The organism is Streptomyces showdoensis, assembly GCF_039535475.1.
GTDB classification, from domain to species: Bacteria; Actinomycetota; Actinomycetes; order Streptomycetales; family Streptomycetaceae; genus Streptomyces; species Streptomyces showdoensis.
In genome coordinates this window covers 207,736-226,427 of sequence record NZ_BAAAXG010000028.1, presented here as the reverse complement: position 1 = coordinate 226,427, position 18,692 = coordinate 207,736, and the positions used below count along the sequence as shown (strand labels likewise).

The following is an 18,692-nucleotide window of genomic DNA, read 5'->3' as shown; positions in this document are numbered from 1 at the left end:
CGCCCGAGCCAACGACGGGTCCCGGGCCCCGGTCACTGGCCCGGCCGGACGCCGCCCGCCCAGGGGGCGGATATTCACCCGACCGGGCCGGTGATGATCGTCCGCTGACGAAGAGGTTGACGCACCCCCACGGTGCAGGATGGAGGTATGGATCTTCGAATCTTCACGGAGCCCCAGCAAGGGGCCGACTACGACACCCTGCTCAAGGTCGCCAGGGCCACCGAAGAGCTCGGGTTCGACGCCTTCTTCCGCTCGGACCACTACCTCCGGATGGGAGCGGGCGACGGGCTGCCCGGGCCGACGGACGCGTGGATCACCCTGGCCGGGCTCGCCCGGGAGACCGAGCGGATCCGGCTCGGCACCCTGATGACCGCCGGCACCTTCCGGCTCCCCGGCGTCCTGGCCATCCAGGTGGCGCAGGTCGACCGGATGTCCGGCGGGCGGATCGAACTCGGGCTGGGCGCGGGCTGGTTCGAGGAGGAGCACCGGGCGTACGGCATCCCCTTCCCGAAGGAGAGGTTCGGTCGCCTGGAGGAACAGCTGGAGATCGTCACCGGGCTCTGGGGCACCGAGCCGGGCACGACCTTCTCGTACGAGGGGGAGCACTACCGGCTCACCGACTCGCCGGCACTGCCCAAGCCGGCGCAGGCGCGCGTCCCGGTCATCGTCGGCGGGCACGGGGCGCGGCGCACGCCTCGCCTCGCCGCCCGGTTCGCCGACGAGTTCAACATCCCCTTCGCCTCGCCGGAGGAGACGGAGCGGCAGTTCCGCCGGGTGCGGGACGCGGTGGCGGAGGCCGGCCGGCCGGCCGACGCGCTGGTGTACTCCAACGCGCTCGTGGTCTGCGTCGGCAAGGACGACGCCGAGGTCGCCCGGCGGGCCGCCGCCATCGGCCGGGACGTCGCCGAGCTCAAGGCCAACGGGCTGGCGGGCTCGCCCGCCGAGGTCGTCGACAAGATCGGCAGGTACGGTGCACTCGGCTCCACCCGGATCTACCTCCAGGTGCTCGACCTGGACGATCCGGACCACCTGGAGCTGATCTCCGCACAGGTCCAGACGCAGCTGGGGTGACCCGATGAAACCCGTCCGTACGCTCGCCGCCGCCCTCGACGAGCAGGTGCTCGTGCTCGACGGCGGGCTGTCCAACCAGCTCCAGGCGCAGGGCTGCGACCTGTCCGACGCGCTCTGGTCCGCCCGGCTGCTCGCCGACGGGCCCGAGCAGATCGAGGCGGCCCACGCGGCGTACGTCCGGGCCGGGGCCCAGGTGCTGATCACCTCCAGCTACCAGGCCACCTTCGAGGGCTTCGCCCGGCGCGGGACCGGGCGCGCCGAGGCGGCGCGGCTGCTCGCGCGCAGCGTGGAGCTGGCCCGGGCGGCCGGCGGCGGGACGGACCGGGAGGTCTGGGTCGCGGCGTCCGTCGGCCCGTACGGGGCGATGCTCGCGGACGGCAGCGAGTACCGCGGCCGGTACGGGCTCTCGGTGGGCGAGCTCGAACGGTTCCACCGGCCCCGGGTCGAGGCCCTCGCCGAGGCCGGGCCCGATGTCCTGGCCTTGGAGACGGTGCCGGACGCCGACGAGGCGGAGGGGCTGCTGCGGGCGGTCGAGGGGTGCGGGGTGCCGGTCTGGCTCTCGTACACGATCGACGGGCCGCGCACCCGGGCCGGCCAGCGGCTGGAGGACGCCTTCGGTCTGGCCGCCGGGGTCGACCAGGTCGTCGCGGTCGGCGTGAACTGCTGCGACCCGCGCGACGCCGGGCCCGCCGTGGAGCTCGCCGCCGAGGTGACCGGCAAGCCCGTCGTCGTCTACCCCAACAGCGGCGAGGAGTGGGACGCGCGGGCCCGCGACTGGCAGGGCGGTGCCACCTTCGCGCCGGACACCACCTCCCGCTGGCGCGCGGACGGCGCCCGCCTGATCGGCGGCTGCTGCCGGGTCGGCCCCGACCTGATCGCCGAGCTGGCCGCCACGCTGGAGGGGTAGGGCCCGTCCGGCGGACCGGGACCCCGGGGCGGGGCTCCGGTCCGGGGCCCCGGGGCAGAGCCGCGGACCAGGGGCCCCGCGCAGGAGTCAGGGCAGGGTGCCGCGCGGAGAAAATGCCTGGTCGGTGGCGGGGCGGGTGGTCATACTCGGACGGGTGTTCCTGACGATCAGTACGACCGGTACCCCCGAACGCCCCGCGACCGATCTCGGCTTCCTGCTGCACAAGCATCCCGAGAAGGCGCAGGCGTTCTCCACCTCGCACGGCACCGCCCACGTCCTCTACCCCGAGGCGAGCGCCGAGCGGTGCACGGCGGCGCTCCTCCTCGAGGTGGACCCCGTGGCGCTCGTGCGGCGGGGCAGGGGGAAGGGGCGGGGCGGCGCACCCGACTCCGCGCTGGCCCAGTACGTGAACGACCGGCCCTACGCCGCCTCCTCGCTGCTCGCCGTCGCGCTCGCCAAGGTCTTCAAGAGCGCCCTGCACGGCTCCTGCGCGGCCCTGCCCGAGCGGGCCGCCGCGCCGCTGCCGCTGCGGATCGAGATCCCGGCGCTTCCGGCCCGAGGCGGCGCCGCGCTGGTCACGCGCCTGTTCGGCCCGCTGGGCTGGACCTCGGTGACGGCGGAACCGGTCGCGCTGGACCCCGAGTTCCCCGCCTGGGGCGACTCGCGCTACGTGCGGCTCGTCCTGGAGGGCGAGCTGCGGCTCGCCGACGCGCTCAACCAGCTCTACGTCCTGCTGCCCGTGCTCGACGACGCCAAGCACTACTGGGTCGCCCCCGACGAGGTCGACAAGCTGCTGCGCGCCGGGGACGGCTGGCTCGCCGGCCACCCCGAGCAGAGCCTGATCACCAGCCGTTACCTGGCCCGCCGCCGGGGTCTGACCCGGGAGGCGACCGAGCGCCTGGAGCTGGTGCGGCTCGCGGAGGCGGACGGGCTGGAGGTCGAGGACGTCGACAACGCCGTCGACGAGACCACCGACACCGAGGAGCGGCCGGTGCCGCTCGCCGAGCGCCGCCGCGAGGCGATCCTCGGCGCCCTGCGCGCCGCCGACGCGGCCCGGGTGCTCGATCTCGGCTGCGGACAGGGCCAGTTGGTGCAGGCGCTGCTCAAGGACGTGCGGTTCACCGACATCGTCGGCGTGGACGTGTCCGCCCGCGCCCTGTCCGTCGCCGCGCGCCGGCTCCGGCTGGACCGGATGGGCGAGCGGCAGGCCGCCCGGGTGACCCTGCTCCAGGGCTCGCTCACGTACACCGACAAGCGACTGACCGGCTACGACGCGGCCGTCCTGAGCGAGGTCGTCGAGCACCTGGACCTGCCGCGGCTGCCCGCGCTGGAGTACGCAGTGTTCGGCTCCGCCCGGCCCCGCACGGTGATCGTGACGACGCCGAACGTCGAGTACAACGTGCGCTGGGAGTCGCTGCCCGCCGGGCACGTGCGGCACGGCGACCACCGCTTCGAGTGGACCCGGGAGGAGTTCCGGGGCTGGGCGGCGGGCGTCGCCGGCTCGTACGGGTACGAGGTCGGGTTCGCCCCGGTCGGACCCGACGACCCGGAGGTCGGCCCGCCCACCCAGATGGCCGTCTTCACCCGTGCCGAAGAGAGCACCCGTGCCGAAGAGAGCACCCGTGCCGACGAGACCAGCCGAGTCGACGTGACCAGTCGTACCGAAGAGACCCCACGTGTCGACGGCACCACCCCTACCGACGGCACCGCCCGTACCGACGAGACCTCGAAGGAGGCCGGCGCATGAGCCGTACGCTCCCCGTCACCGATCTGTCCCTCGTCGTCCTCATCGGTGCCACCGGCTCCGGCAAGTCGACCTTCGCCCGGCGCCACTTCAAGCCGACCGAGATCGTCTCCTCCGACTTCTGCCGCGGGCTGGTCGCCGACGACGAGAACGACCAGAGCGCCAGCAAGGACGCCTTCGACGTCCTCCACTACATCGCCGGCAAGCGGCTCGCGGCGGGCCGGCTGACCGTGGTGGACGCCACCAGCGTGCAGCGCGAGTCCCGCCGCCGGCTGGTCGAGCTGGCCCGGGAGCACGACGTGCTGCCCATCGCGATCGTCCTCGACCTGCCCGAGGAGGTGTGCGCCGCGCGCAACGCGGCCCGCCCCGACCGGGCCGGGCTGCCCCGCCACGTCATCCAGCGGCACCGCCGCGAGCTGCGCCGTTCGCTGCGCGGCCTGGAGCGCGAGGGCTTCCGCAAGGTGCACGTGCTGCGCAGCGAGGAGGAGGTGGAGGCGGCCGAGGTCGTCCTGGAGAAGCGGTTCAACGACCTGCGCCACCTCACCGGGCCCTTCGACGTCATCGGGGACGTCCACGGCTGCCGCTCCGAGCTGGAGACCCTGCTCGGCGAGCTCGGCTACGTGGACGGGCACCACCCCGAGGGGCGCACCGCCGTCTTCGTCGGCGACCTGGTGGACCGCGGCCCGGACAGCCCGGGCGTGCTGCGCCGGGTCATGGGCATGGTCGCCGCCGGGGACGCGCTGTGCGTGCCCGGCAACCACGAGAACAAGCTGGGACGCTGGCTGCGCGGCCGCAAGGTGCAGGAGACGCACGGCCTGGCCGAGACGATCGAGCAGCTGGGGCGCGAGCCGGAGGCGTTCCGCGCCGAGGTGGCGGAGTTCATCGAGGGGCTGGTCAGCCACTACGTCCTCGACGAGGGCCGGCTGGTGGTCTGTCACGCGGGTCTGCCGGAGAAGTACCACGGCCGCACCTCGGGCCGGGTCCGCTCGCACGCCCTGTACGGGGACACCACCGGGGAGACCGACGAGTTCGGGCTGCCGGTGCGCTACCCCTGGGCGGAGGAGTACCGGGGCCGGGCGACCGTCGTCTACGGGCACACGCCCGTGCCGACCACCTCGTGGATCAACAACACCCTCTGCCTCGACACCGGTGCCGTCTTCGGCGGGCGGATGACCGCGTTGCGCTGGCCCGAGCGCGAGCTCGTCGACGTGCCGGCCGAGCGGGTCTGGTACGAGCCGGCCCGGCCGCTCGCGACCGAGGCGCCGGGCGGCCACCAGGGGCGGCCGCTCGACCTGGCCGACGTGCACGGGCGCCGGATCGTCGAGACCCGGCAGATGGGCAACGTCGCGGTCCGCGAGGAGAACGCGGCGGCCGCGCTGGAGGTGATGAGCCGGTTCGCGGTCGACCCGCGGCTGCTCGCCTACCTGCCGCCGACGATGGCGCCGACCGCGACCTCCCGGGAGGAGGGCTTCCTGGAGCACCCGGCCGAGGCCTTCGCGCAGTACGCGTCCGACGGGGTCGGGAAGGTCGTGTGCGAGGAGAAGCACATGGGCTCGCGGGCCGTCGCGCTGGTCTGCCGGGACGCCGGGGCGGCCCGGGAGCGGTTCGGCGTGGACGGGCCGACCGGCGCCCTGCACACCCGCACCGGGCGCCCGTTCTTCGACGACGGGGAGACCACCGAGCTGGTCCTGGCCCGGCTGCGGGCGGCGATCGGCGCCGCCGGGCTCTGGGACGAGCTCGACACGGACTGGCTGCTGCTCGACGGCGAGCTGATGCCGTGGTCGCTGAAGTCGGCGGGGCTGCTGCGCGCCCAGTACGCGGCGGTCGGCGCCGCCTCCCGGGCGGTCTTCCCGGGAGCGGTGGGGGCGCTCGAACAGGCGGTCGCGCGCGGGGTGTCCGGCCTCGACGGGCTGCTCGCCCGGCAGCAGGAGCGGGCGGTGGACGCGGCGGCCTTCACCGAGGCGTACCGGCGCTACTGCTGGCCGACCGAGGGCCTGGAGGGCGTGCGCTTCGCCCCGTTCCAGGTGCTGGCGGCCCGCGGGCGCTCGCTGGCCGGGGTCCCGCACGACGAGCAGCTGGCCTGGCTGGACCGGCTGGTGGAGCACGACCCGACCGGGCTGCTCCAGGTCACCCGGCGGCTCGTGGTCGACCCGGCCGACGAGGCGTCCGTACGGGCCGGTGTCGACTGGTGGCTGGAGCTGACCGCGGTGGGCGGCGAGGGCATGGTCGTCAAGCCGCTCGCGGCCCTGGTCCGGGGCGCCGACGGCCGGCTCGCGCAGCCGGGCGTGAAGGTGCGCGGCCGGGAGTACCTGCGGATCATCTACGGCCCCGAGTACACCCGTCCGGAGAACCTGGCGCGGCTGCGCGAGCGGTTCCTCGGCCACAAGCGGTCCCTCGCGCTGCGGGAGTACGCGCTCGGCCTGGAGGCCCTCGACCGGCTGGCCGACGGCGAGCCGCTGTGGCGGGTGCACGAGGCGGTCTTCGCGGTGCTCGCCCTGGAGTCGGAGCCGGTCGACCCGCGGCTGTGACCGCGCCGTACGGCGGGGCGGCCGGGAGGAGGGCCGACCCGCCCGAAGGCGGGCCCCAGGCGTCCGAAGGTCGTCGTACGCGTGATCGGTCATGGGGCGTACATGCGAACGGAATCGCGCCGTTCCTCCGGCGGTGGGCGAGCCGTTCACGCGGGCGCGAGCCCGCCGTACACACCGCCATGACCTCGGGAGCCGCCGTACGGCGGGCCTCTCGCGGCCGGTCCGCGGTCCGGTGGTGACAGGGGGCGCAAGGGTGCCGAAAACGGCGCTCCCTTGCGCCCCTCGTGATCGCCCCCACTCGCGTTGACGCGATTCTTGGCCAGCCTCTAGCGTTCTTCACCCCACGGCGTGACGCAGCGTCAGCACTGTGACTCTGGTTGCCCCTTGTTGTGGGAACAAGCACGCGAAAGCGCAAGTCGTGCGGGGGTGTGAACGAGCGTTGAGTCTTTTCGGCCAGGACCGCTCCTTCCTCCACGCGCTCCCCGCGTCCGACCGCCGTGACCTGCTCGCGCAGGGCGCGCCGCGCGGCTACGAGCCGGGCGAGGTCATGATCCGGGAGCGGGACACCTCGGCGTACGTCCTCGCCCTGCTCTCCGGCTGGTCGGTGGTCTCCGTCGGCACCGAGCGCGGCGCCCGGCTGATCCTCGCCCTGCGCGGGGCGGGCGAGGTCGTCGGCGACCTCGCCGCCGTCGACCGCGGGCCGCGCTCCGCCACCGTCACCGCGCTCGGCCGGGTCGAGGCCGTGGCCATCTCCGGCGACCGGTTCCGGCGCTTCCTCGCCGCCCGGCCGCACGCCACCTCGCTCATCATGCGGCAGCTCGCCACCCGGCTGCGCAGCGCCGACGTCGAGCGCCGCTCGCTCGCCTCCGAGACCGTCCTGCAGCGGCTCGCCGCCCGTCTGGTCGAACTGGCCGAGCGGGCCGGCCGCCGCGCCGACGCGGGTGCCACGGTGCTCGAACTCCCGCTGCCCCAGCACGACCTGGCGGCGGCCATCGGCGCCACCCGGGAAGCCGTCGCCAAGGCGCTGCGGCTGCTGCGCGAACAGGGGGTCGTCCGGACCGCCCACCGCACGGTCGTCGTCGTCGACATGCCCGTGCTCGTCCTCCTCGCCCAGGGGCGCGCACGCCCCGGCGCGGAATCGTCCGACAAACCACCGCCGGCTGTGTAAACGGCTACATCGCGCACGCGCGTCGGCCGCCAGGCTGGTCACGTCACCACCACTCACCACCGCGGAACCACGTCTTGAGGAGTCCGAGTGAGCAGTACGGGAGCGAGCGCGGGAGCCATCCACCGGCTCGTCGTCTTCGGGGACGTCGTCGGCTCCGGACGCCTCGGCATGGACGAGAAGCGGCTGACGAGGGCCGCCATGTACGAGGCCTTCGGCGAGGCCTACGCCTCCGTCGGCATCGAGCCGGGCACCGTCCACCAGGAGGACCGGGGCGACGGCATCCTCGCCGCGCTGCGCCCGGACGTCCCGCCGGCCCTCATGGTCGGCCGCTGGATCGACACGCTCTACGAGAGCCTGCGCGAGCACAACACGGGCCGGCGCACGCCGCTGCGGATGCGGGTCGGGATGAACGCGGGTCTGGTCCTCGACGACGGGCGCGGGCTCGTCGGCCGGGCCGTGGACCTCGCCTGCCGGCTCTGCGACAGCGCCCCCGCCAAGCAGATCATGGCGGACGCGCAGGACGTCGACCTGCTGATCGTGGTCTCCGACTGGCTCTACCGCAACGTGGTCGTCGAGGGCGGCCGCTACGTGGAGCCGACGCACTACCGGCGGGCCGCCGTGGTCGCCAAGGAGACCGACGAGGACGCCTGGTTCCACGTGCCCCGGCGCCCGGAGCCGCCGGTGGGCCCGGAGGGTGACGCACAGACCGGCGGTGGGCCGTCGCGGGGGGACGGCTCACCGCCTCGCACGGCACACGCGGGCGGCGGCGGCCGCACCTACACGGCGGGCCGGGACATGCAGGTCGTCGAGGGCGCCACGATCCACGGCGGGTTCACCGGCTTCCGCAACGACGGCAAGGGGGAACCGGCGTGAGCGACGACGACCTCGACCACGGCGGTGCGGGAGCGGACTCCCCGGCCGGGTCCGCCGGCTCCGAGGACAGGTCCGACCGCTCCGACCGTTCAGACCGTTCAGACCGTTCCGACAAGGGCGACCGGGCGGGCGACGGGAGCGGCAAGGGCGGCGACAAGGGGGCGGACAAGTCCGCCGACACCCCCGCCGAACAGGCGGCCAACCCCTTCGAACAGGCCGGCCGCGGGTACCTCGGCGGATCCGGGACCGGCGGCGCGGGCACCGCGCGCGCGGCGCTGCGCACCCTCGTCCGGGAGGCGGGCGACCGGCACACCACCGTCGGCCGGGACGCCCACATCCACGAGGGGGACCTCTACAACTTCTGGCTCGGCGGCCGCACCCACTTCGTCCAGGGCGCCGTGCCCCGCGACACCCTCGACCACCTCGACGACGTGTACTGCGAGACCGCCGGCTACCAGCGCATGAAGGACCGGCTGCGCGGCAGCCGTGTCCTGGTGCTGTGCGGGGAGCCGGGCAGCGGGCGCAAGGCCACCGCGCTGGCGCTGCTGTCCGAGGTCGCCAAGGGGCAGGTCTTCCGGCTCGACCCCCGGCACGGCGTCGACGAGATCACGGCCGAGAACCTCCAGCCGGGCGCCGGGCACCTCATCGAGCTCCTTGCCGAGGAGGTCCGCACCGAGAGCGAGGCACGGCACTCCCGGGGCGCGCGCACCGACCCCGCCCCGCGGCCCGCCGTGCGCCTCTCCGAACTCCACCTCGACCGGCTCGCCGACCTGCTGGGCGGCGTCGACGGCTACGGCGTGCTGGTGGTCGGCAGCGGCGACCTCGCCGACCGGCTGCTGCGCGGACGGTACGGCATGTTCTGCGCCCCGCCGCCCGCCGACGAGGTGCTCCACCGGCACCTGCGGCTGCTGCTGCGCGGCGAGCCCGAGGAGGCGACGGCCGCCGCCCGGGCCCTCGCGGAGCGCGCGGACGTGGTCGCCGCCCTCGGCCTGGAGGAGCTGCGCCCGCGCGAGGCCGCCCGGCTCGCCGACCACCTGGCCCGCCGGCAGCGCGAGGAGCTCACCGACGAACAACTCCTGGAGGACTGCGCCGCGTTCGTGCGGGCACAGGCGCGCGAGTGGTTCGCGGGCGCCGACCGGCCGGGCACCCTGCCCGAGGCGCTCCCCGTCCTGAACGCGACCGCCTTCCGGATCGCGGTGGCCGTCTTCAACGGCTCCGCCTACAGCATCGCGGCCGAGGCCGCCGAGCTCCTCGCCTGGGAGCTCGCCGTCACCCTCGACCCCGAACGGCCCGCCGGACGGCGCCTGTTCGGCACCCACGCCGAACACCGCCCGGTCCTCGCCCGCTCCGTCCTGGAGGACACCGAGCTCGACCTCGGCCCGGCGAAGGTGCCCGCGCGGGCCGTCCGCTTCCAGGGCGGCGCGCTCGCCACCGCGGTCCTCTCCGAGATCTGGCACGGCTACCACAACGTCCGCGGCCCGGTGGCCCGCTGGCTGCGCGCGCTGTGCGACGACCCCCGGCCCGAGGTGTGGGTGCGGGCCTCCATCGCCGCCGGCGTGCTCTGCTCCTGGGACTGGATCCACGGCTACCGCGAGCTCGTCGCCCCGCTCGCGGTACGGGAGGAGCCCGTCGCGCGGATGGCCGCCGCGACCGCGCTCGCCGAGGCCGCCCGCGACCCCCTGGTCCGGCCCGCGGTCGCGGCGACCGTCAAGGACTGGGCCGCGGCGGACGACCCCGAGCTCGTGGAGACCGCGCTGCTCACCCACGGCTACGTGCTGGCCGCCGGCGGCGTCCCGGGCTCGCTCGACGCCCTCGCCCGGGTGGTCAGGTCCCACGACGCCGACGACGTGGACATCCTCGGCCCGGCCACCTTCAGCGTCGCGCGGCTGCTCGCCTCGGGCGACCCCGAGCCGGTGCTGCGACGGCTCGAACGCTGGCTCGCCGACGGGCGCCTGAACCTCTCCAACCTCGTGCACATCACCATGATCACCACCCTGACCACCCGGACCACCCACCTGTGGGGCCTGCGCGACGTGCCCGAACTCGACGAGCACGCGAGCCGCCCCCTCCTCGTGGCGCTGCTCGCCACCCGGCCCGAACTCGGGCCGGCGCTCGGCGCCCTGCTGCGCCGCACCCTGAACACGGCGCGCGCCGGCGAGGCCGCGCTCGACGGTCTCGGCAGCCTGCTGCGCCGCGCCGCCAAGGACGAGACGGCCCTCGGGCTGGTCTGCGGCCTGCTGCCGCTGCTCGCGGTCGAGCGCCGCGACCGCGACCGGCTCCGCGGCCTGCTCAACGAGCTGGTACGGGACCGGGACCGACCCATGAACAAGAACGCGGCGCGTCGCATGTGGGACGCCGTCGCGGAAGGAGCCAGGCGATGAGCGGTCCCGACCAGGGCGGAGCCCAGGGTGCACAGCGCCCCGGCGGCCGGCCGCAGGACGGATGGAAGCAGGGCGTGCCGAACCGGGGCGTGCCGAACCAGGGCGGCCCGAACCAGGGCCGGCAGCGGGCCGGGGCGGGCGGCGGGAACGGCTCCGGCCGCGCCTCCGGCAAGGTCGCCAAGGGCCCGCTGGGACCGCTGATCCGCGAGGTCCCGCCCCCGTACCGCCGTACCAGCGGACTCATCGCGGCCGTCCTGCTCTACCGCAACGGCGGGCACCGGATCGTCTGGCCCGACCGGCAGGAGGACAACGACAAGCCGCTGCTGCGCGCCCCGTACACCGTCTTCGAGGTCCAGCTGGGCCAGAACGTCACGGAGTTCTCCCTCAAGCTCCCGGCCGCGGGCGACGGTGCCTCGTTCAACGTCCGGGTCCGGGTCAAGTGGACCGTCGAGGACCCGTACCGGGTGGTCAAGGAACAGGTGTGGAACGTCGCGGAGCTGCTCCACGACGACCTGCTCGACGGACTGCGCTCGCTCTCCCGCCGCTTCCGGCTCACCGAGGCCCAGCGGGCCGACGAGGCCGTGCGCGACGAGCTGAGCACCGGCCGGCTCGTCCTCGGCCGGGAGATCGGCCTGCGCACCCAGGTGTACGTCTTCTTCGACCTGGACGAGCAGATCCGCAAGGAGGTCGCCCGCGCCGACAAGGTCGAGGTGACCGTCCGGGCCGACGCCCGCGAGGCCGAGGCGGAGCTGCGCAGGGAGGAGTGGGAGCGGAAGAAGATCATGGCGCGCGCGGCGGACCTGGAGGCGATGTTCCGGCGCGGCGATCTGGCCCAGATCGCCCACCACATGGCCAAGAACCCCGACCACGAGTGGGAGATCCGCACCCAGCTCCAGCGGGAGAAGCGCGAGGGCCAGGCCGACCTGCTCGCCGTGTTCAACCGGCTCCTCGACTCCGGCGTGCTCGAACGCCACGAGGTCGACGAGCAGGCGTACCAGATCCTCCAGCACCTGCGCAGCAGCACGGGCACCATCCTCGGCGGCGTCGCCGACCGGGTCCTCGAGTCCTCCCGGGCCCCCGATCACCGCGCCCTGGAGCGGGCCTCGGCCCCGGAGCCGACCGCGCCCAACTGGGACGACGAGGAGACGCGGGACGCGCCGCCGGACCCGCGCGTCTACGAACCGACCCGCGTCCAGGCCTCGTTCGAGCGCGAGCAGGACCGGGACCGCGACCGGGACCGCGACCGGGGCAGGAGCAGGGACCGGGACTGGGACCGGGACCTGGACCGGGACCGGGACCGCCACGACGAGGACCGCGACCGGGGCCGCGGCCCGGACTGGGACCGCTACGACGAGGACGACCGTACGGACGCCCGGGACCGGGGCCGGGACCGTGACCGGGGCCGTGGAGGCGACGGCGGCCGCGATCGCCGGGACGACGGGTACGACACCGGTCGGCCCACGCCCCGCCCCGAGCCCCGGAGCGCCCGCCCGAGCGCGGACTTCGACGACTGGGACGACGAATGACGAGCACCGCCGCCGGGCCGACGGGGGACGGCCCCGGCCCCGGGCCCAGCCCCGGCCCCGGCCCCGGGCCCAGCCCCGGGGCCACCGCCCCCACCGAGCTGCGCGGCATGGCCGAGCAGCTCCTGACTACCGTCCGCGAGGACATCGGCAGGGCCGACACCAAGGCCGCGATCCTGCTGTCCGGAGCCCTCGCGTTCCTCGCGGTCGTCTTCTCCCGCGACCGCGGCCCGCTGCCGTCCGGCGGCTCGCTGGCCCTGCTGGTCACCGCCGGTCTGCTGTGGACCGCCGGCGTCCTGATGCTGGTCTCCGTCGTCCTGCCGCGCACGCGGTTCGGCGCCGAGCGCACCCTGCTGCGCGAACTCACGGCCGGCACCACCGCCGGCGACCTGCGGACCCTGCTGGAGGGCTCCGCCACGGACGCCACCGGCTGGCTCCTCGAACAGGCGAGCGTCCACGGGGTGGTGCTCGCCGCCAAGTACCGATGGCTACGGCTCGGTGTCGCGTCCCTCGTGCTCGGCGCCCTCCTGGCCCTCTTCAGCGAACTGTGGTGAGTTGACCATGCAGTGGAGACACCCGAGGAGCGCCCTGCTCCTCGCCGGGGCGCTGCTCGCCCTGTCCGGCCCGCTCGGCGGCCCCGCCGCCGCGGCGCCGGTGGCGGCCGTGCCCCTGACGCCGGCGGCCGAGCCCGCCGACGGGCCCGACCCGATCGACTTCGCCGTCGTCGTGGACCAGTCGCGCAGCCTCTCGGACCAGGACCTCGTCCGCGAGACGGAAGCCGCCGCGCTGCTCGCCCAGGGCGAGATATCCGACCGGTCCCGCGCGACCGTGATCGGCTTCAGCAGCTCGGAGAAGCCCGGCCAGTCGGCCGTGCACGACCTGTGCCCGCTGCTCACCGCCGACGAGGCCGGCCGCCGCAGGCTCAGCGACTGCGTCCAGGACCTCTCCCGGCGGGACGAGCAGCGGATGGGCCCCGGCACCGACTTCCCCGCGGCGATCCGGCAGGCCGTCTCCCGGCTCACCGACGAGACGGCGGCGGGGGACCCGAAGACCCCCCGCGCACCCAAGGTGATCTTCCTGCTCACCGACGGGAAGCTCGACGTCGGCGACAGCCCCGAGTACGGCACCGACCCGGCCAGCCGTCAGGCCAACGGGGCCAAGCGGCTCGAGGACGAACTGGCCCGCGCCCGCGCCGCCGGGGTGCAGATCTGGCCGCTCGGCTTCGGCAGCGGCATCGACGAGGCCGCCCTCACCGCGATGGCCGAGGGCGGCTACCGCGGCGCCTGCTCCGACGTCCCCGGCTCCACGCCCCGGATGCGGGTGGCCGACACCTCCGCCGAGATCGACAAGGCGCTCCAGGAGACCTTCGCCGCCGCCCGCTGCGCCCGCATCGCGCACGGCACCGTCGGCAAGCCGCCCGCCGACCTGTTCGTCACCATCCCGCCGATCGCCACCGACGGCTCCCTCACCGTCAGCAAGCACGACCCGAAGGTCCGCGTCAGCTACTACGACCCGAGCGGCCGCAAGGTGCCCACGCACGGCGAGTTCGAGGACTCGACCTTCGAGGTCAGCGGTGAGGACGGGCCGGTCGAGGCGCTCCGCGTGAAGAACCCGCTGCCGGGCCGCTGGCGCATCCGGGTCGAGGCGCCCGAGGGCCACCGCGACCAGGAGGTCGCCGTCCGGGCCATCTGGCAGGGCCGGCTGCGCTCCGTCCTCACGCTCGACCCGGCCTCGCCGAGGGCCGGCGAGCGGGCCCAGGTCGAGGTGCGGATGCAGACCCGGCGCGGAGTCGTCATCACCGACCCCCGCCAGCTGGACGGCATCGGCGTCACCGTCGAGCTGACCGGCGACGGCTTCTCCCCGGTCAAGACCCGCCTCGCCGACGACGGACGGGCCCCGGACCGTACGGCCGGGGACGTCCGGTTCACGGGCACGCTCACCGTCCCGGCCGGCGCGGTCGGGAAGCTGAAGCTGATCGCCCGGATGTCCGCGCCCGGCGTCACCTCCGACGAACGCCCGCTGTACACGGTGACGACCGTCGGCACGCCCGAGGTCACCGCCGGGCTCTCCGTCGACCGGGTCACCGTGAACCCGGGCGGGACCGTCCAGGGCACCCTCTCCGTCACCAACAACGGCAGTGGCCCGCACACCCTGCGGCTCAGCCTCGGTGACGACGCCGCGGAGGGCGGCACCGGCGGCACGGCGGGCGGCGGCGAGCTCGGCATCTCCCCGGCCACCGTCGTCGCCCCGGCGGGAGCCCGCACCACCGTGCCGTTCACCATCACCGTCGGCGCGGGCACCCCGCTCGGCGCACTCGGCGGCCGGCTCGCCGTCGTGGACGCCGCCGACCCCGGCCGGCCGCTCGACACCGCCTTCCTCGACGTCCAGGTCGAGGCCCCGCCCACCTGGTGGGACCGGTGGTGGGGTTTCGTGGCGGGGGCCGCGGCCGTGCTCGCGCTGCTCGGGGCCGTCACCGCGGTCCGGCTCGCGGCCCGGCGCCGCCGCCGGGTCCTGGCCGGCACCCGGCTGGAACTCCGCAGGGACGGACGGAGCCTGGACACCCTCACCATCCGCGCCGGGCAGAGCGCGGGCGGCGAGTTCCTCTTCACCGTCGACGAGGTACGGGGCGCCGCGCCCACCCTGCGCCGGGCCCGCGGCGGCGGCGCCGCCCACCGGCTGCGCAGGACCGGCAACGGCGAGATGCTGCTGCGGCTGCACCGCGGCCGCGAGGAGCCCGTACGGCCGGGGGTGCCGGTCGCCGTCGACGACTGCGAACTCGTCGTGCAGACCTCCCGGGACCCCGGCCGCACCACCCGCACCCGCCCGCGCGTCTCCGGCTTCCCGGGCGCCCGGTCCCGCACCCGTACCCGCGTCGCGTCGGGCACCGGCGGCGACGGGGGAGCGGGCGTGGACGGCATGACCTGGCAGCCCGGACCCGTGCCCGACACCGACGACGGCACCGGTACGCGCGGCACCTGGAACCGGGACTTCTGAGCGCACCCCGGCGAGCGACACCCCCACCGACCGAACCACGGGGTCCTCAGGGTCCTGCAGGGAGACGACATGAAGATCTACCAGCCCATGCTGTTCGTCGGGCTAGGCGGCACCGGCGGACGCATCGGCAGCGAACTGGAACGCAGCCTGCGCCGCGAGCTGTGCGGGCCCGACGGCACCGAACTCGTCGACGGAGGACGGCGGCTGCCCTTCCAGCTGCCCGACTGCCTGCAGTTCGTGTACGCGGACTTCAGCGAGTCCGAGCTGCTGCGCCAGCCGCAGTTCCGCGCCAAGGGAGCCGAGGGCGCCGCCTACGCCCGCACCTCCCGCATGGTCCGCGACCTGCTGCCCACCGACTACGACTCCTCCCCGGAGGTCACCCGCATGCTGCGGGTCGCCCTGCACGAGGAGACCCGGACCTGGCTGCCGCCGCAGGCCCGCCAGCCGCGCGTGGCGCCCCTGCACAACGGTGCCGGACAGCTCCCCACCGTCGGCCGGGCCGCCCTCTTCGCGACCATGCGCTCCGGCCTCGAACCGGTGCTGCGGCAGCTGCGCGAGGCCATCGGCGCCATCGGCAACTCGGCCGGCGACCTCCAGCGGGTCGGCGGCGGCCGGATCCGCGGCTGCGACGTCTTCGTCGCCTTCTCCGTCGCCGGCGGCACCGGAGCCGGCATCTTCTACGACTTCATCCACCTCATCGGGCACGAGTTCCGCCGCTCCAAGGTCCCCGGCGTCAAGATCTACCCGCTGGTCGTCATGCCCTCCGCCTTCCCGCCCGAGGCCGGCGGCGGACGCGAGGCCGAACTCAACTCCGCCCGCGCCCTCGTGGACCTCTCCCGGCTGGTCGACGACCAGAACGTGCCCGACGCCCTCGACGAGGTCGGCGACGTCGAGCAGCGCGGCCGGATCAGCGTCCACTACCCCGGCGACGGGGTGGTCGCCCTGCGCCCCTCCACCGTGCAGACCGCCTTCCTCTTCTCCAAGCCCGCCGTCATCGGCACCGAGGACCTGCGCCGCTCCATCACCGCCATGGTGATGTCCCTCATCGGCACCGAACTCAGCGAGGACGGCGGCGCCGCCGGCCGGGCGGAGGACGACTACCAGTCCTTCGCCGCCAGCTTCATCAACAAGAGCGTCGAGCGTTCCACCCCGGCCCGCACCGGCATCGGCTACCGCGGCATGTCCACCAGCCTCGCCGCCTCCCTCACCGTGCCCGTCGACGACCTCGCCGAGATCGTCGCCGCCCGGCTGCTCGCCCAGGCGGTCCGCGGCCTCGGCGAGAAGGCCCGCCGCGGCAGCCGCGAGGACAAGCAACTCGTCCGGGACATGTTCACCCGCTCCGGCATCGGGCGCCTGTGGAACCGCGAGGCGCTCGACGTCCCCGCGCCCGAGCAGCTGCCCAAGGGCGGCCGGGCCATCACCCAGGCCCTGCGCGACCGGCTCGGCGACATGGAGGACTCGCTGCGCCGCCTGGAGGCCGAGCTCGCCCGCGAGGTGCCCCGGCTCACCGAGGACTTCAAGCCCGGCACCGCCGCCCGCGAACTCCTCGGCATCATCAGCCCGTTCCACCTGGAGGCCGTCCTCAACGGGCTGCCCGGCCACGCCGACCGGGTCGCCTCCGTCGGCTTCACCGGGATGCTCGACAACCGGCGCAACGACCCCGAACAGCCCCCGGACATCCCGACCTCGGCCCCCGTCATCCCGCACATCAAACGCAGCGCCGGCGGCCTCGTCCCGGCCCGCTGGAGCGACCCCGACGTGCAGGACGCGCTCGCCCGGCAGGAGGCCTGGTACCAGTGGCGGGCCCGCACCCTGTGGCACCGGGCCTGGAAGGCCGGCGACTCCCAGTGGCGGCCCCCGCTGCTGCGGATACTCGGCGAACTCGGCGAACTCGCCAAGGTGCTGCGCGCCCACGAGCAGGACGAGGGCAAGCAGTTCGCCGACCGCCGCCGCGAGCTCTACCGCGACGACCGCACCGGCATCTCCTACCTGCTGCCCCCGCAGAACAGCCTGCGCGCCTTCTACGACGACGTGCTCGACCGGCTCGTGCAGAGCGAGGGCCTGCCCGAGAACACCGACGCCGCCGGGCTGCTCGAACGGCTGGTCCGCCCCGAGGACTGGCGGCGCGCCCTCGACGCCGTGCGCCGCTCGCCCGGCGCCGCCGTCAAGGAGATCAAGCAGGTCGTCGAGCGGCGGGTCAAGAAGCTGTTCGGCGAGGCCAACGACGAACGCTTCGACCGGCCCCTGCTGCCCTCGATGGAGCTGCTGCTGCGGGCGGCGGCCGGCGACGAGTCCGCCGAGTCCCGGGTCGACCCCCGCTGGCTCGGCCAGTTCCGCTCCGCGCTCGCCGGACTGCTCCCGGTCGGCTTCACCCCCGACGGCGGCGGCCCGCTGAAGATCCTCATCGTGCACCCGGCGAGCGAGTCCGACGGCCGGGCCAGCGAGTACCTGCGCCAGGAGCTCAACCTCCCGCCGCGCGCCGCCCAGGAGTACCGGGCCGTCGACACCGAGTCGATCACCGTCGTCCTCTTCCGCAGCGGCATGAACCTCACCGACATCTCCGAGGTCCGCGGCGTCCTCACCCTCTGGGCCGAGGCCCGCGACTCGGCCGGCCAGGACGACTTCCTGCACTGGCGCCAGCGCCTCGGCTACCAGGACGACTGGCTGGTCTCCACCGAGGAGGACCGGCAGCGGATCCTGCACCGGCTGCTCAACGCCATGTGGAACGGGAACATCACCGTCGAGGGCCGCCCCGACTCGCCCACCCTGGTCCGCATCCGCCTCCAGGAAGGCGAGTCCGCGACCATGTCGCTGCGCCTGGAGGGCTTCGACGGGGCCCTGTCCAGCTGGGCCGGACTGCTGCGCGCGTACGAGCGGTGGGCGCTGCTCGACGAGGGCCAGATCATCGAGGAGTTCTGCGAGCGGCTGATGCGCGCGCTGCCCAGGGGGCTCACCCACACCCCGGAGCCGCCCTCCCCCCTCTTCACCCACTTCGTGGAGAAGGTCGCGCCGCGCCAGCTGGTGCTCCTCGACGAACTCGCCGCCGAGTACGGGGACGAGGACGCCGAATGGCTGGCCCCGCTGCGGCACTTCTGGGAGGTGACCTACCAGGGCGCCCTCGACCTGCGCTTCTCCGGCGCCAGCCGGGCGACCCGGCCCAGCCTGCGGGCCCTGTTCGAGCGCCACGCGCCGGGCCGGGGCCAGGGCTGGCCCGCCGAGGGCGGCTTCCCTCCCGCGGGACGCGCGCCCGCCCCGCCCGGGACGGGGACGAGGCCGCCGAGGGGGCCCCGGACGCCGCGCCCGGCCGAGCCGCCGACGCGCTGGGAGCCGGAGCCCGAGCTCGAGCCGCCGACGCGCTGGGACCCCGAGTCCGAGCCGCCCGCGCGCTGGGACCCCGAGCCGGTCTCCGGGCGCCCCGCGCCCGAGCCGTACCCCGCGCCCGAGGAGGGCGGCTACCCCTGGGAGCTGGACGGTGAGGAGGAGTGAGCGACCGCACCACCGTG

General features: G+C 75.0%; 11 protein-coding genes. All 11 read left to right on the top strand.

The window, feature by feature from the left end:
• Window positions 1-147: 147 nt before the first annotated feature.
• The 11 genes from ABD981_RS35760 to ABD981_RS35710 all read left to right on the top strand — a co-directional run bounded on the left by ABD981_RS35760 (window position 148) and on the right by ABD981_RS35710 (window position 18,675).
• The gene (locus tag ABD981_RS35760; protein ID WP_046911381.1) at window positions 148-1,071 is read left to right on the top strand and encodes an LLM class F420-dependent oxidoreductase; all 924 of its coding nucleotides are present in this window, start codon (window positions 148-150) and stop codon (window positions 1,069-1,071) included.
• Between the two features lie 4 nt (window positions 1,072-1,075).
• A complete protein-coding gene (gene mmuM, locus ABD981_RS35755; RefSeq protein ID WP_046911380.1) occupies window positions 1,076-1,978 on the top strand; it encodes a homocysteine S-methyltransferase in 903 nt (300 codons plus the stop codon).
• 154 nt (window positions 1,979-2,132) lie between these two features.
• Window positions 2,133-3,725 (top strand): 3' terminal RNA ribose 2'-O-methyltransferase Hen1, encoded by a 1,593-nt coding sequence (locus ABD981_RS35750; protein WP_123955114.1) that lies wholly within the window; start codon window positions 2,133-2,135, stop codon window positions 3,723-3,725.
• Window positions 3,722-6,250, top strand: coding sequence for a polynucleotide kinase-phosphatase (locus ABD981_RS35745; RefSeq protein ID WP_046911379.1), 2,529 nt, complete (start codon window positions 3,722-3,724; stop codon window positions 6,248-6,250). Before ABD981_RS35750 ends, ABD981_RS35745 begins: the two co-directional genes overlap by 4 nt.
• 439 nt (window positions 6,251-6,689) lie before the next feature.
• Window positions 6,690-7,418, top strand: a complete 729-nt coding sequence (locus ABD981_RS35740) for a Crp/Fnr family transcriptional regulator (RefSeq protein ID WP_046911378.1) — start codon at window positions 6,690-6,692, stop codon at window positions 7,416-7,418.
• A gap of 87 nt (window positions 7,419-7,505) precedes the next feature.
• Window positions 7,506-8,291 carry an adenylate/guanylate cyclase domain-containing protein gene (locus tag ABD981_RS35735; RefSeq protein WP_123955111.1) on the top strand — a complete coding sequence of 262 codons (786 nt, stop codon included), beginning with the start codon at window positions 7,506-7,508 and terminating at the stop codon, window positions 8,289-8,291.
• Window positions 8,288-10,672, top strand: coding sequence for a hypothetical protein (locus ABD981_RS35730; protein ID WP_046911377.1), 2,385 nt, complete (start codon window positions 8,288-8,290; stop codon window positions 10,670-10,672). Before ABD981_RS35735 ends, ABD981_RS35730 begins: the two co-directional genes overlap by 4 nt.
• The gene (locus ABD981_RS35725) at window positions 10,669-12,198 is read left to right on the top strand and encodes a hypothetical protein (protein ID WP_046911376.1); all 1,530 of its coding nucleotides are present in this window, start codon (window positions 10,669-10,671) and stop codon (window positions 12,196-12,198) included. The genes ABD981_RS35730 and ABD981_RS35725 overlap by 4 nt, the downstream gene beginning before the upstream one ends.
• The gene (locus tag ABD981_RS35720; protein ID WP_276205612.1) at window positions 12,195-12,749 is read left to right on the top strand and encodes a Pycsar system effector family protein; all 555 of its coding nucleotides are present in this window, start codon (window positions 12,195-12,197) and stop codon (window positions 12,747-12,749) included. Before ABD981_RS35725 ends, ABD981_RS35720 begins: the two co-directional genes overlap by 4 nt.
• 7 nt (window positions 12,750-12,756) lie before the next feature.
• On the top strand, window positions 12,757-15,189 hold the full coding sequence (locus ABD981_RS35715; RefSeq protein ID WP_046911390.1) for a vWA domain-containing protein: 2,433 nt from the start codon (window positions 12,757-12,759) through the stop codon (window positions 15,187-15,189).
• A gap of 69 nt (window positions 15,190-15,258) precedes the next feature.
• A complete protein-coding gene (locus tag ABD981_RS35710; RefSeq protein WP_123955110.1) occupies window positions 15,259-18,675 on the top strand; it encodes a tubulin-like doman-containing protein in 3,417 nt (1,138 codons plus the stop codon).
• Window positions 18,676-18,692 lie beyond the last annotated feature (17 nt).